A 13,021-nucleotide genomic window follows, 5' to 3' on the forward strand; every position below is an offset into this window, starting at 1 on the left:
GGAGGCACTGAGATGGAAGGAAACAATATCTCATTCGGCAAGCGCCCGAAAAATCCGCTCAGAAAGCGTGTCCTGAGAGACCTTCGCAGAGAGTGGAAGCGCTATCTGATGATATTTGCCATGCTGGTAGTTACCATAGGCTTCGTGTCGGGAATGTACGTCGCAAACAACAGCATGATGACTTCGCTTGATAAGAATGCGGAGAAATTCAGCCGTGAGAGCGGTCACTTTGAGCTGTCTGCGAAGGCTGACAGCGAGCTCATATCCGCCATTGAGACAGGCGAAACCGCAGACGTTGCGGCTGCACTGAAAGAAAAAGCCTATGCCGAAGCCGGGGACGAAGTCACCGGGGCAGTGGAGGAGGAGCTGGAGAAAAACGTCCGCGAGCAGGTGGAAAGCGGCATACTTGACAGCGTTACCGCAGCCGTTGACGAGCAGCTGAAGGCTGCCGAGGCTATGGGCGTAAAAGCAGATGACGCTCAGCGTCAGGAAGCCATTGATGAAGCCTTTGATGCGGCTATGTCCGAGAACTACGACAAAGCTGTGGAGGAGGCTCTTGAAAAAGCCTTTGACTCCCATGAGTACAAGGACGCCCTCTCCGATGCTATGGACGAGGCTAAAAAAGAGATAGACAAGACTATCGATGACAAGTACGATGAGCTTTCCGAAAGGTACAAGCTGGACGAAAAGACTGATCCCGTTCCCGTAAAGGTCTACGAGCTTTTCTGCAAGGAGCAGGAGGAGAGAAAGTCCGATGCCGCCGTTGATCCTGACGGCAAGATAAGAGTTTTTGCCGAGAGAACTGACGTCAACAGATATGACATACTCAAGGGCAAGGCTCCGCAGAATGACCATGAGATAATGATAGACCGTATGCACGCCGACAATACGGGCATAAAGGTGGGGGATACCATCTATGTGGGCAAGGCTGATTTCACTGTGTCGGGACTCTGCTCATTCACGGACTATATAACCCTTTATGAGAACAACACCGATACGATGTTCGATGCCATCACCTTTGATGTGGGTATGACCACAGACGAGGGCTTTGAGCGTGTGGGAGGAGCTCTGCGCTATGTGTATTCGTATGTTTACGAAAAGCAGCCCGAGGACAAATTCGAGGAGAAGAAGCTCTCGGATAATTTCCTCAAGTCCCTGATAACACAGACAGCTGCTGCGGACAAGGAGACCGAGATAAAGGACTTCGTGCCTGCATATGCGAATAACGCCATAAACTTTGCTACTGACGATATGGGCTCTGATAAGTCCATGGGCGGAGTGCTGCTGTACATACTTGTGGCGGTTCTGGCATTCATCTGCGCGGTCACGATCAACACCTCACTGGAAAAGGAGTCCTCCGTCATCGGAACTCTCCGTGCGTCGGGCTTCACCAAGGGAGAGCTGGTACGCTATTACATGAGCGCACCTGTCCTTGTCATAGCAGGTGCGGCGATAGTGGGAAATATCCTCGGATATACCTGCATGAAGAACGTTATCGTTGCCATGTATTACAACAGCTACAGCCTTCCCACATACGAGACTGTATGGACTCCCGATGCATTTGTAAAGACTACAGTGGTGCCTGTCATCATAATGATCGTTATAAACCTCTTTGTCATCACAAGAAAGCTGAAGCTGTCACCTCTGCGCTTCCTGCGCCACGACCTGAAGAAAACACGCAGAAAGAAAGCCATAAGGCTGCCTAAATGGAAGTTCTTCGCACGCTTCCGTATGCGCGTATTCCTCCAGAATATCCCCAACTACATAATGATGTTCGTGGGAGTATGCTTCATAATGCTGCTGCTGTCGATGGCTGTGGGAATGCCAGAAACACTGGACTATTACAAGAAAGAAATGCCCAATATGATGGTGGCAAAGGAGCAGGTGATACTCACCTCGACCGAGGACGAGGACGGCAATATCATAAAGACCTCCGCCGAGGGAGCCGAGCAGTTCTCAATGGCTTCACTGGAGCGCAAGTCCGACGACTACAAGGAGGAAGTATCGGTTTACGGCGTTGAAATGGGAAGCCGTTATTTCAGTCTGGACGATGATTTCTTCAACAGCTCTGCCGATGACGAGGTGTATATCTCCAAGGCATACGCCGACAAGTTCGGCATCGAAAAGGGCGATGAGATAACTCTCGAGGAGAAATTCGAGAACGTGGATTACACATGGAAGGTCTATGATATATACGACAATTCCTCGGGAGTTGCGGTGTATATGTCGGGGGAGCGCTTCAATAAGATATTTGACAGGGACGAGGGAAGCTTCACGGGCTATCTCTCCGACAGTCACATAGATGATATCGACGAGAAGTACATCGCCAAGACCATAACTGCCGACGATCTGCTGAAGGTAGCTAATCAGCTGGACCACTCAATGGGCGACTATATGGTCTATTTCCAGTATGTGTGCGTGATAGTTGCAGCCATAATACTCTATCTGCTGACAAAGATAATCATTGAGAAGAACGAGCGCTCTATATCCATGGTAAAGATACTGGGCTACGAAAACAGCGAGATAGCTTCGCTGTACCTTGTTACCACGGCGATAGTGGTGTTCATAACGGAGTTCCTTGCTATCTTCATCGGCTATAACGCAATGAAGGCGGCATGGAAGGTGATGCTCATGAGTATGGGCGGCTATTTCGAGTTTATAATACCCTTCTCGGGCTTTGTCAAGGAGTTCCTGATGGTATTCATAGCTTATCTCATCATAAGCATTATAGACTTCACAAGAATAAAACACATACCCAAGGTGCTTGCACTGAAAAATGTAGAGTGATCTTCACCGAGCCATAGAGGAAAATCTTCCTTTATGGCTCTTTTTTTAATCAGTTCAACCAATGGTTGCAAAAAGTCTATAATAATTCGCTTGAACTCTACCTTGGGTTGTGATACAATGTAAATGTAAAGCAAACAGAGAATGTGGGGTGCAGCATGGACAGAAAAAGCGTTTTCAGAACAAATCTCGTCAAAAGGCGCAAGGCTCTGGGTCTTACTCAGGAGCAGCTCGCCGCCAGACTCAATGTCTCACCGCAGGCTGTTTCCAAGTGGGAGAACACAAGCTATCCCGACTGCGAGCTCCTTCCCAAGCTGGCAATGGAGCTGGATACATCCCTTGATTCGCTTTTCGGAGTGGACGTGGTGGACAGAGAAAGAGATATCGAGCAGCTGGTAAATGACGAGCTCAGGGCAGCATCTCCCGAGGAGCGCTCGGAAAAGTTCATGCGGATAATGTACAGCGCGCTCTGCGCCTGCAACCCCAACAGCGATTCCGTGGGAAGGCTCCACGACAGCTATGAGCATGAGACCTACGCAGGGCTCAAGACCGACAGGGAGCTGGCGCTTTCGAGGATAAGCCCCGACCTGAGGTACTTCTGCTTTCTGGAGATACCCGAGAACGGCGTGAATTCCTATTTCGGCGATACCACCAACATGATAAGACTGTTCAACACTCTTGCGGACGCCGACGCCATCAGCATTATCAGCTACCTTGGTGCCAGCGTGAGAAACAAGATGTTCTCGGTGGAGATGATATCGGAGAGGCTGGGCATTGACCTCGGAAAGGTACAGCATATCATCGACAGGATGGACAGGTTCGGACTTGTGTGGCGAGTTTCAGCCGATATCGCCGATAAATCTGTGATACTCTACGGCTATACACATCAGATACCCCTTACCTTTATACTGGTGCTGGCAAAGACCATAACCAACTATCTCCAGTATATGGACCCCAATGTGGAGCTCTGGATGCAGGGCGCATTCAGGCGTGAGAACGGCGCTCAGGACGAGGTGGTGCCTCAGGTGCCGTGGTGGGGAGAAAATGAACTGTGAAAACAGCAGCCAAGGCTGTTGAAATATCCGCCGTCGGCATTACGGCGGAAAAAACGGAGGAAAAAACATGAAAAAGACAGCAGCATTCATCGCAGCCTGCGTAGTTTCGGGCTGCACAATGACCGCGCCCTTGAACGGTATCCCGAGAAATACCGCCAATGCGGCAGGCGGCTACGACATGAACGTGACAGTTGACCTGAAGGGCGAGCGCAAGGAGATATCTCCTCTTATCTATGGCGTGAACCAGTACACCGCCGACCTGAAGGACGTTACCGCAACAGCTGTACGTCAGGGCGGAAACCGTATGACCGCCTACAACTGGGAGACAAACGCCTCAAACGCCGGCTCGGACTGGAAGCACAGCTCCGACAATAACCTTTCGGACTCCAGCGACCCTGCGGACTGCGTACAGGTGCTCTCAAAGCAGGCAGCCAAGTACAACGTGAACTACAAGCTCACCACATTACAGCTTGCAGGCTATGTTTCGGCAGATAAGGACGGCACAGTAACCGAGGAGGAGAAGGCTCCCTCAAAGCGCTGGAACAAGGTGGTCCTCACAAAGAACGCTCCGTTCGCGGATACTCCCGACCTCGATGACGGAGTTGTCTACATGGACGAGTATGTGAACTACATCATCAACAAGCTGGGCGACTCACAGTCTGCAACAGGCATACAGGGCTACAGCCTTGACAATGAGCCTGTTCTCTGGAACGATACCCACAGCAGGATGCATCCCGAGCCTGTTACCATCGAGGAGCTGGGCAGCAAGTCCATCGAGATGGCAAAGGCTGTCAAGAAGCTTGACCCCAAGGCTGAGGTATTCGGTCCCGCACTCTACGGCTATACTGCATTCGACCACCTCGACGATGACGAGCAGCACGACGAGTGGGAGAAGATTAAGAGCGAAAACAACTACCACTGGTACCTTGACTGCTATCTGGACCAGATGCACAAGGCTTCCGAGGAGAGCGGCACAAGACTCCTCGACGTTCTGGATATACACTATTATTCCGAGTCCGCAAGAAACGGCATCGAGGACAGATTACAGTCCGTCCGCACTCTCTATGAGAAAGGCTTCTCGGAGAACAGCTGGATAGGACAGTGGTGCATGGAGAACGTGCCGATACTTCCCACTATACAGAAGTCCATCGACACATATTACCCCGGAACAAAGCTGGGTATCTCCGAGTACAACTTCGGCGGCGGCGACAATGCTTCCGGCACTATCGCGCAGGCTGAGGCACTGGGCTGCTATGCGGATCAGGGCGTTTACTTCGCAACTCTCTGGGGCGGCGAGCCTTACATCCTTTCGGGCATAGACCTCTACACAAACTACGACGGCAAGGGCGGCAGCTTCGGCGATACACTCATCCCTGCTTCCACCGAGGACGTTTCAAAGTCGAGCACATATGCAGCTGTGGATGCAGATGATGACTCTGAGGTCACTGTAATGATCACAAACAAGGACCTGAACAGCAGCGAGAATGCTGTCATCGACCTCAAGAACGCTGACAAGACTTATAAGTCAGCAGCAGTTTACGCTGTATACGGCGATACAGAGGAGATAAGACTCATCGACATCATCAAGGACGTTGAGGACAACAAGGTGAAGGCAGAGCTTCCTGCTTTCTCAGCAGCTATGGTAGTAGTTTCCGACAAGGCAGACGCATTTGACGGTCTCAAGACCTATTCAGAGAGCAAGCCCGAGGTAAAGACTGTTGAGATCACTGATATCGAGTCCATTACCAACGACAAGGGCTTCGTGGTAGTTCCCATCGAGGACGCTGAGCACCTTTCAAAGATCATCATCAACGGCTCTGTTACATCTCCCGCAGGTTCAAGCTGGGGCACAGCAGGCTGTGCAGTATGCATGAACGTAAAGGCTAAGGACGGCACAGGCTTCTGGACATACAAGAGCTATTCACTTTCACTGGGAAGCAACTCCACAGCAACAGTAAAGTTCGACGGTATCTTCACCAAGGAGACAGGTGAGGGTGAAGAAAAGGTAAAGGAAGACCTTGAAGCTACCATAATCGAGGGAAAGGTAGAGCTCCAGCAGTGGTGGGACGCTTCCGAAAAGGAAGACCACGTTGAGCTGAAGTACAACAACATTCAGGTGGTATATGAGTATCCTCAGGGCGAGGCTCCCAAGGAGACAACAACTACTACCACGACCACTGTTACATCAACAACGACTACAACTGTTACCACAACAGGCGGTGACAAGGACACAGCTTACGGCGATGCTAACTGCGACGGTACAGTTGAGCTGGCAGACGCTATACTTATCATGCAGAGCCTTGCAAATCCCAACAAGTACACTATTACAGAGCAGGGCAGGATCAACGGCGACGTTGACAAGACCACCAAGGGACTTACCTCGGGAGATGCCCTCCGCATTCAGGAGTTCCTCCTTCACATAATCGACAGTCTTTCATGACTGAAATAATACCCTCTCTCAAAAAGGCACCTGTCTGACAGGTGCCAATGCCCCTGAGCGCTGAAAAGTGCTCGGGGCATTGTGTTATTTATCTGCTGAGATAAATCATAATTTTGCGGAGCAAAACTATGATTTGAGCCGTTAGCCCTTAGCCGTTAGCTAATGTAGGGGACGCCGCCCTCGGCGTCCCGTTGGGCGTGTAATAAATTTCGCGGGACGCCGAGGGCGGCGTCCCCTACAAATATAAATTCCGATTTAGCTTTGCAACACGCAAGGGCGTAAATGATCGGACCATGCACTAACAAATAAAAGCTCCCGAAGCATATTCGGGAGCTTTTTCAGTCTGTATATTCCGTATGGTTCTTGCCGTTGTTCTTGCCCTTGTAGAGCCTCTTGTCGGCATGAGTGATAACGGTGTCTATCTTGTCGGTGGGGATACCCTCGCTGACGCCGAAGGTCATGGTCACTCCGAAAAGGCAGTCGTCTATCTCGAAGGTGTGAGCCCTGAGAGACTTGTGCATCTGGTCGGTGAAGTCCAGACCGTCAACTATCTGGGATTCGGGCAGTACGAAGAGGAATTCCTCACCGCCCCATCTTGCAGCATAGCCGCCGTCGGGTATCATGCTTATGAAAAGGTTTGCCACATAAACCAGTACCTTATCGCCTGTGTCATGTCCATAGGTGTCGTTGATCTTCTTGAAGTTGTCGATGTCTCCGATACCGATGACGTATCGGCTTCTGGGAGTAGCGCTGTTGCGTCGTATCTCCCTTATCTTCTCGTTCATTGCGCGGCGGTTGAAGAGCTGGGTCAGCGGATCAATGGAAGCTGCTTTCTTGAACTCCTCGCTCTGCGCAGTGAGTCTGTATTCCATATCCACGCGGTTGAGCATATACACCGTAAGGGTGTATACAAGGAAAAGGATGCCGATGACCGCGTTGAGTATGTACAATGCGTTTATGATCTTATTATCCGTAAAGACGTATTTCAGGTCTGCATGGCGGTTTCTTCTTACCCTCAGCCACAGGAAAAGTCCCATTGAGACTGCCGTGAAAATGTACGGCACAAGAAGTCTTCCCTTCATCATTAGAAAGATAATGGGTATAAGTATGAGAAGGAATATGCCGAAATCCGCATCCCATCCCATGAGGTAGGTTGCCAGAGCGGCATGGATTATGACCTCAGACGCGGCGGTGTAAAGAAGGATACTGTGACCTTTCCTCAGGGTGAGGACGAGTATAACGAGTGTGAGATAGAATACCACGCTGAATATATTGAAATACATCATTTCCCTGACTTTGAGTACAAGGAACATTATAAGATAGGTCGAATGAGCGAGAAGGCAGAGTGCAAAACCGATTGCGTAGATGAATTTTTCATTGGTCTCTTCAAACAGCTTTCGGTTATTTGCGACAAATTCGCGTACTATTTCAGAGCTTCTGCCCGAACTCATAAAAACTATCACTTCCCTTCGGGTGATGTGATGAGAGGTTCAGATCTATACTAATATATTATATAACATATCCGCGCAGATTGCAATAAACAAAATGTAAAATTTGCATAACGGGATCAGAAAATATACTGTTATTTTTGTGAGGGTGGGTTTTCGGCGATATACCTGTCGAGTATCTCAGCCGCAGTGCGCACGAACTTTATGCAGGGGCGCACCTTGTAGTACTGCTCGGTCCGCTTTTCCGGCTCGGGGGTGCTTGTCACCTTCAGCCCTTTGAGAAGCTCACGGCAGATGATCGTGTCATGCTTTTCTTTGAAAAGAGCGGCAAGCTCCTGTATCCGCTTGTAGTGCTCGGTCTTTTCCTCATGGGTGTAGCTCTCGCCGAGGCCGTAGAGAATACCTGCGATCATGAACATTGCAGAGCAGGTGCCGCAGACCTCCCTCATGCGTCCCATACCTCCTCCGAAAGAGGACGAAAGGCGCAGCGCAAGGTCGCAGTCCATGCCGGTAATGTCGGAAAATGCGGCGAAAACAGACTGGGAACAGTTAAGCCCTCCCGCGAAGAGCTGACAGGCTTTTTCAGCGTGATCCGATGACATTTCAACAACTCCTTGAATATAAGTCTGTTGGGGAAAACAAATCATATCAGCAAGGCAGCATGACAGCCTGTCCCCTATGCAGAAACAGGTGAAAAGCCTGCATTTCCGCATCGACTTTATAGTGTTCGGTCAGAATTATTATATAACAAATCACGCTGAAAATCAACATTTACAGCACAAAAGCAAAAAATAAATGTTAGTGTCTGATAACAATTGTAGCTCGTATTTTTATCGTTTTTTCTTGATTAAGAAGGGGAAATGTTGTATAATAAATCTTGTATGCAGGGCAGATTATCCGGCTGCCTAAAAACCGAAAGGAGTATTTATAATGATTTATTCGCACGAAGTTGAAACAATGTGCCCTATCGCACAGGGCGTTGCTCACGGCGCTGCTCCGATACCCGAGGAGGCTAAGTGGGTCAAGGCTAAGGAGATAAAGGATATTTCAGGCTTTACACACGGAATCGGCTGGTGTGCACCTCAGCAGGGTACCTGCAAGCTCACACTCAACGTCAAGGAAGGCGTTATCCAGGAGGCACTTGTTGAGACTATCGGCTGCTCGGGCATGACTCATTCCGCAGCTATGGCTGCTGAGATCCTTCCCGGCAGAACTATACTCGAGGCTCTTAACACTGACCTCGTTTGTGACGCTATCAACACAGCTATGAGAGAGCTCTTCCTCCAGATCGTTTACGGACGTTCACAGTCTGCATTCTCTGAGGGCGGTCTCGTTGTAGGTGCTGGTCTTGAGGACCTCGGTAAGGGCCTCCGTTCACAGATCGGTACTACATACGGTACTCTAAAGAAGGGTCCCCGCTACCTGGAGCTCACAGACGGCTACATCACAGGTCTCGCTCTTAATGAGGACGACGAGATCATCGGCTACAAGTTCATCAACTTCGGTAAGATGATGGACTTCATCAAGGCAGGCGATGATGCAAATACTGCATTTGAAAAGGCTCAGGGCCAGTACGGCAGAGTTGCTGACGCAGTTAAGATCGTTGATCCCAGAAAAGAATAAGGAGGACTTGTAAAATGGCTTTATTTGAATCATATGAGAGACGTGAGAAGCAGATCCTCGACGTTCTCAAGAACTACGGCATCAGCTCCATCGAGGAGTGCGCTGACGTATGTAAGGCAAAGGGTCTGGATATCTATAAGCTCGTTGAGGGCATCCAGCCTATCTGTTTTGAAAATGCAAAGTGGGCTTACACAGTAGGCTGCGCTATCGCTATAAAGAAGGGCTGCACAAGAGCTGCTGACGCTGCTGCAGCTATCGGTGAAGGCCTCCAGGCTTTCTGCATCCCCGGTTCTGTTGCTGATCAGCGTAAGGTTGGTCTCGGTCACGGTAACCTCGGCAAGATGCTCCTTGAGGAAGATACAGAGTGTTTCGCATTCCTCGCAGGTCACGAGTCATTCGCTGCTGCTGAGGGTGCTATCGGTATCGCTGAGAAGGCTAACAAGGTTCGTCAGAAGCCCCTCCGCGTTATCCTCAACGGTCTCGGCAAGGACGCTGCTCAGATCATTGCTCGTATCAACGGCTTTACATACATTGAGACAGAGATGGACTACGCTACAGGCGAGGTCAAGGAAGTATTCCGCAAGGCATACTCAGACGGTCTCCGTGCGAAGGTCAACTGCTACGGCGCTAACGACGTAAGAGAAGGCGTTGCTATCATGTGGAAGGAAAACGTTGACGTTTCCATCACAGGTAACTCCACTAACCCCACACGTTTCCAGCACCCCGTTGCAGGTACATATAAGAAGGAGCGTACAGACGCAGGCAAGAAGTACTTCTCAGTTGCTTCAGGCGGCGGTACAGGACGTACTCTCCACCCCGACAACATGGCTGCAGGCCCTGCTTCCTACGGTATGACAGATACTATGGGACGTATGCACTCTGACGCTCAGTTCGCAGGTTCATCTTCAGTTCCTGCTCACGTTGAGATGATGGGTCTTATCGGTATGGGCAACAACCCGATGGTTGGTGCAACAGTTGCTTGCGCAGTTGCTGTTGAAGAGGCTATGAAGTAATTCATTACCGAATATAAAAATAAAGGGCAGTCCTTAGGGACTGCCTTTTTTAACATTCTGTTACATTAGTGTATTTCCCGCTTTTTCTGGCGTCATCAGCACATTTACTACTCATAAAAACAATTTTATGTTCAAATTTAAAACTGCCATTTGGATTATAACCGTCTATATATTGTAAATCATACATATGACAGCTTTCTTCCATTCCACACCAATAACATTTACTTTTATGTGATTTTTTTTCTGATAACGTGGAGTAGCAACCAAATAGAATCAATAATAGTATAATTGCTATTATGACTACAGCACAACCATTAGGTTTAGTGGAACTGTTGTTTGCATTTGGAAAATTTGAAATATTGTTGTTTGACATACAATCCCTCCTTCTTACTAATACTATCATTATTGAAATTTCAAATCAATATAAAAGGATTAAGCTTTACAATCTCTTAATAATAAATGTATGAAAGTACAAAACAGGAGAATTGAATTTATTTATATTGCCTAATACATAATATTATAACAAATATATAATCTTATAAATAATTAAATTGATATGATATATTATGTATAATTTATTATGTAGGAGGGTGATATAATGATGAAAATCGACTTGCTTGCAATCGGTCAGCGCATACAGAATCAACGTCTTTCATTAGGTTATACTCAGCAATACGTTTACGAAAAGCTTGACATCTCACAAAATCACTATAGCCGTATCGAAAACGGTCACGCAGGCATGAGCTTTGAGATACTTCTTCAATTATCAGAGATACTTGAGATCTCCACCGATTATATCCTTATGGGGACTCCTGCTCCTACAGACAATATTGAGTTACTTAACAGTTATAAATTGCTGAATCAAAAGCAAAAGAAATATATTGATGACCATATTAAGCTATTTGTAAATTCAAACTTAAAATAAAAAGGCAGTCCTTGTGGACTGCCCTTTTCTTTTAGTTAATGACCGCAGGCTCATCGCCGCTGTCGGGAAATTGGAGATTTGGCACAAGGCTGCCGTAGCCGTAGCTGTCGCCCGAAAAGCTGCTGCTGCACATTGGTATCACGCTGCCGTAGACGGAGCTGCTGTCCGCTTTTACTACAAGCAGCAGGTCGGGAGTCTCCTTGACCGTATAGACGCTGTCACCGGGGTTGATACGGTAGTTCCCTGTGTCTCCGTAGCTGCCTGCGAAGTCGCTTACTTTGCCGATATATCTGTCCTGTGTAAAGGAGGAAATATTCACGGTGCTGTCGCGGTAGTCGGTGCCGTTATAGCTTATGCTGCTGACAAAGATACACCAGAGGTTTGCAGGGGGCGCTGTGGGTGTTTCCACGGCTGTTGTTGCGGTTGGGACATCGTTACTGTTGGTAACTGCGTTTCTCTCCGCAGTTGTCGCCCTTGCAGCAGTGGTGCTTTCAGCCGTGGTCTTTTCCTCCTCAGCGAACTGCTCCTCTGTATCGGGCTGCACCTCATGTACGGAAGTCGCTTCTGCCTTTTCTGTGGTCGTGTTCTCGGGACTGTCTGTCCTTGATACAGCGACCTTTGTATCTACGACCGTACTGGTTTCTGAAAAGCTTGCTGCATAGCTTGAGCCGAAGCTTTCCACTCCTGCAATGGCGTTAAAGGACTTCACTCCTTCAGAGTCTGTACCCTTCCCGAAGGCTCCGCCGCTCCAGAGTGTGAACACAGCCGCACCTGCGGCGCACAGGGGAGCAACTGCCGCTGCTGTCCTTGTATATATCTTCCTTTTGCGCTTTTTCTCCGCCTCTATATCTTCAATGCGGCGGAAGACATTCTCTTTCATCTCATCATAGGTTTTCATAGTCAAAGCCCTCCATTTCAAGCTGTTTGCGAAGTGACATTCTGGCACGGTATGCCAGAGTCTCGGTGTTGTGGACGCTTTTCTTCATGACTGCGGCTGCTTCTTTGGTGCTGAACTCCTCGAAGTATATCAGCCACAGCACTTGTCTGTATTCGGGCTTCAGTCTGCGCATTGCGCGGTGGAGGATTATTTTTCTCTCCTCGCGGATATAGGCTTCCTCCAGCCCCTCCTCGTCGCTTACGACCTCGGGAGCGTCCTCCGCGGAGACCTCGCCCCGTCTTCTGCATTTGCGCAGGTGGTCTATGGCGAGGTTCCGACCGATGGTATACAGCCATGTGCGGAACTGCCCCTTGCCCTTGTCACGGGGCTTTTTTGTGCCGAGAAGCACGAAGGTGTCCTCGGCAATGTCCTCGGCGGTGTGGATATTCCCGAGGATACTGCACAGATAGAAGATAAGACCGTCCTTGTAGTCCCTGATTATCTCGGCGAGACCTTCCATGTCGCCTTCATCGCGGAAACGGCGGTAGCTACTTGCACCGTTGTCCATTGAGACACTCCTTTCCGAAGGATCTTCACTGTCCTTCACTCCTTACACGACGGAGAAGCTCCTGACCTCACACCTATGATACAACTTTTTTTCACCTCTTGCAATACTCTACGCAAAGTGCTATAATTAATGTATTCTCAATAACCGCCGTCAGGCGGTTATTGTCCCGAACTTTGTTCGGGAAGCGCAAATTCCTGTTAATATGGGGAATTTGCGCGTCACATTAATTGATGTCAAGCTCATTTTGCCCTGAAGGGCAAAACAAAGCGCAAGAAAAAAAACAATATC

At 48.9% G+C, this 13,021-nt stretch carries 11 protein-coding genes; 6 read left to right on the forward strand and 5 right to left on the reverse strand.

What is annotated here, in order from left to right:
- Nucleotides 1-12: 12 nt before the first annotated feature.
- The 3 genes from DSZ37_RS02730 (at nt 13) to DSZ37_RS02740 (ending at nt 6,279) form a co-directional block, all read left to right on the forward strand.
- Nucleotides 13-2,787, forward strand: a complete 2,775-nt coding sequence (locus DSZ37_RS02730; protein ID WP_109725438.1) for an FtsX-like permease family protein — start codon at nt 13-15, stop codon at nt 2,785-2,787.
- A gap of 155 nt (nt 2,788-2,942) precedes the next feature.
- A complete protein-coding gene (locus DSZ37_RS02735) occupies nt 2,943-3,839 on the forward strand; it encodes a helix-turn-helix domain-containing protein (protein ID WP_109725439.1) in 897 nt (298 codons plus the stop codon).
- A gap of 67 nt (nt 3,840-3,906) precedes the next feature.
- On the forward strand, nt 3,907-6,279 hold the full coding sequence (locus DSZ37_RS02740; RefSeq protein ID WP_109725440.1) for a glycoside hydrolase family 44 protein: 2,373 nt from the start codon (nt 3,907-3,909) through the stop codon (nt 6,277-6,279).
- A 338-nt stretch (nt 6,280-6,617) separates the two neighbouring features.
- Here the strand turns inward: DSZ37_RS02740 and DSZ37_RS02745 are convergent, their stop codons facing one another.
- Both DSZ37_RS02745 and DSZ37_RS02750 read right to left on the reverse strand, forming a co-directional pair.
- Nucleotides 6,618-7,730 carry a GGDEF domain-containing protein gene (locus DSZ37_RS02745; RefSeq protein WP_109725441.1) on the reverse strand — a complete coding sequence of 371 codons (1,113 nt, stop codon included), beginning with the start codon at nt 7,728-7,730 and terminating at the stop codon, nt 6,618-6,620.
- Between the two features lie 131 nt (nt 7,731-7,861).
- Nucleotides 7,862-8,329 carry a C-GCAxxG-C-C family protein gene (locus DSZ37_RS02750; protein WP_109725442.1) on the reverse strand — a complete coding sequence of 156 codons (468 nt, stop codon included), beginning with the start codon at nt 8,327-8,329 and terminating at the stop codon, nt 7,862-7,864.
- Between the two features lie 328 nt (nt 8,330-8,657).
- On the opposite strand from DSZ37_RS02750, the gene DSZ37_RS02755 reads away from it, so the two are divergent.
- Both DSZ37_RS02755 and DSZ37_RS02760 read left to right on the forward strand, forming a co-directional pair.
- Nucleotides 8,658-9,350, forward strand: a complete 693-nt coding sequence (locus DSZ37_RS02755; RefSeq protein WP_109725443.1) for an iron-sulfur cluster assembly scaffold protein — start codon at nt 8,658-8,660, stop codon at nt 9,348-9,350.
- 14 nt (nt 9,351-9,364) lie between these two features.
- Nucleotides 9,365-10,363, forward strand: coding sequence for a GGGtGRT protein (locus tag DSZ37_RS02760; protein WP_109725444.1), 999 nt, complete (start codon nt 9,365-9,367; stop codon nt 10,361-10,363).
- A gap of 49 nt (nt 10,364-10,412) precedes the next feature.
- On the opposite strand, the gene DSZ37_RS02765 is transcribed toward DSZ37_RS02760, so the two are convergent.
- Nucleotides 10,413-10,736, reverse strand: a complete 324-nt coding sequence (locus tag DSZ37_RS02765; RefSeq protein WP_109725445.1) for a hypothetical protein — start codon at nt 10,734-10,736, stop codon at nt 10,413-10,415.
- Between the two features lie 225 nt (nt 10,737-10,961).
- Here DSZ37_RS02765 and DSZ37_RS02770 point away from each other — a divergent pair, with 225 nt between their 5' ends.
- Nucleotides 10,962-11,288 (forward strand): helix-turn-helix domain-containing protein, encoded by a 327-nt coding sequence (locus DSZ37_RS02770; RefSeq protein WP_109725446.1) that lies wholly within the window; start codon nt 10,962-10,964, stop codon nt 11,286-11,288.
- Between the two features lie 31 nt (nt 11,289-11,319).
- Here the strand turns inward: DSZ37_RS02770 and DSZ37_RS02775 are convergent, their stop codons facing one another.
- On the reverse strand, nt 11,320-12,186 hold the full coding sequence (locus DSZ37_RS02775) for a hypothetical protein (RefSeq protein ID WP_109725447.1): 867 nt from the start codon (nt 12,184-12,186) through the stop codon (nt 11,320-11,322).
- Nucleotides 12,173-12,733: an RNA polymerase sigma factor gene (locus tag DSZ37_RS02780; protein ID WP_109725448.1), complete on the reverse strand. Its 561-nt coding sequence runs from the start codon at nt 12,731-12,733 to the stop codon at nt 12,173-12,175. The genes DSZ37_RS02775 and DSZ37_RS02780 overlap by 14 nt, the downstream gene beginning before the upstream one ends.
- Nucleotides 12,734-13,021 lie beyond the last annotated feature (288 nt).

The organism is Ruminococcus flavefaciens (assembly GCF_900116855.1).
Classification (GTDB): Bacteria; Bacillota; Clostridia; order Oscillospirales; family Ruminococcaceae; genus Ruminococcus; species Ruminococcus flavefaciens_R.

Bases quoted from the DNA above. Each gene is read 5' to 3' on its own strand.
- DSZ37_RS02780 (WP_109725448.1), bottom strand. From the start codon at position 12,733: ATGGACAACGGTGCAAGTAGCTACCGCCGTTTCCGCGATGAAGGCGAC.
- DSZ37_RS02730 (WP_109725438.1), top strand. From the start codon at position 13: ATGGAAGGAAACAATATCTCATTCGGCAAGCGCCCGAAAAATCCGCTC.
- DSZ37_RS02770 (WP_109725446.1), top strand. From the start codon at position 10,962: ATGATGAAAATCGACTTGCTTGCAATCGGTCAGCGCATACAGAATCAA.
- DSZ37_RS02745 (WP_109725441.1), bottom strand. From the start codon at position 7,730: ATGAGTTCGGGCAGAAGCTCTGAAATAGTACGCGAATTTGTCGCAAAT.
- DSZ37_RS02755 (WP_109725443.1), top strand. From the start codon at position 8,658: ATGATTTATTCGCACGAAGTTGAAACAATGTGCCCTATCGCACAGGGC.
- DSZ37_RS02765 (WP_109725445.1), bottom strand. From the start codon at position 10,736: ATGTCAAACAACAATATTTCAAATTTTCCAAATGCAAACAACAGTTCC.
- DSZ37_RS02735 (WP_109725439.1), top strand. From the start codon at position 2,943: ATGGACAGAAAAAGCGTTTTCAGAACAAATCTCGTCAAAAGGCGCAAG.
- DSZ37_RS02740 (WP_109725440.1), top strand. From the start codon at position 3,907: ATGAAAAAGACAGCAGCATTCATCGCAGCCTGCGTAGTTTCGGGCTGC.
- DSZ37_RS02760 (WP_109725444.1), top strand. From the start codon at position 9,365: ATGGCTTTATTTGAATCATATGAGAGACGTGAGAAGCAGATCCTCGAC.
- DSZ37_RS02750 (WP_109725442.1), bottom strand. From the start codon at position 8,329: ATGTCATCGGATCACGCTGAAAAAGCCTGTCAGCTCTTCGCGGGAGGG.
- DSZ37_RS02775 (WP_109725447.1), bottom strand. From the start codon at position 12,186: ATGAAAACCTATGATGAGATGAAAGAGAATGTCTTCCGCCGCATTGAA.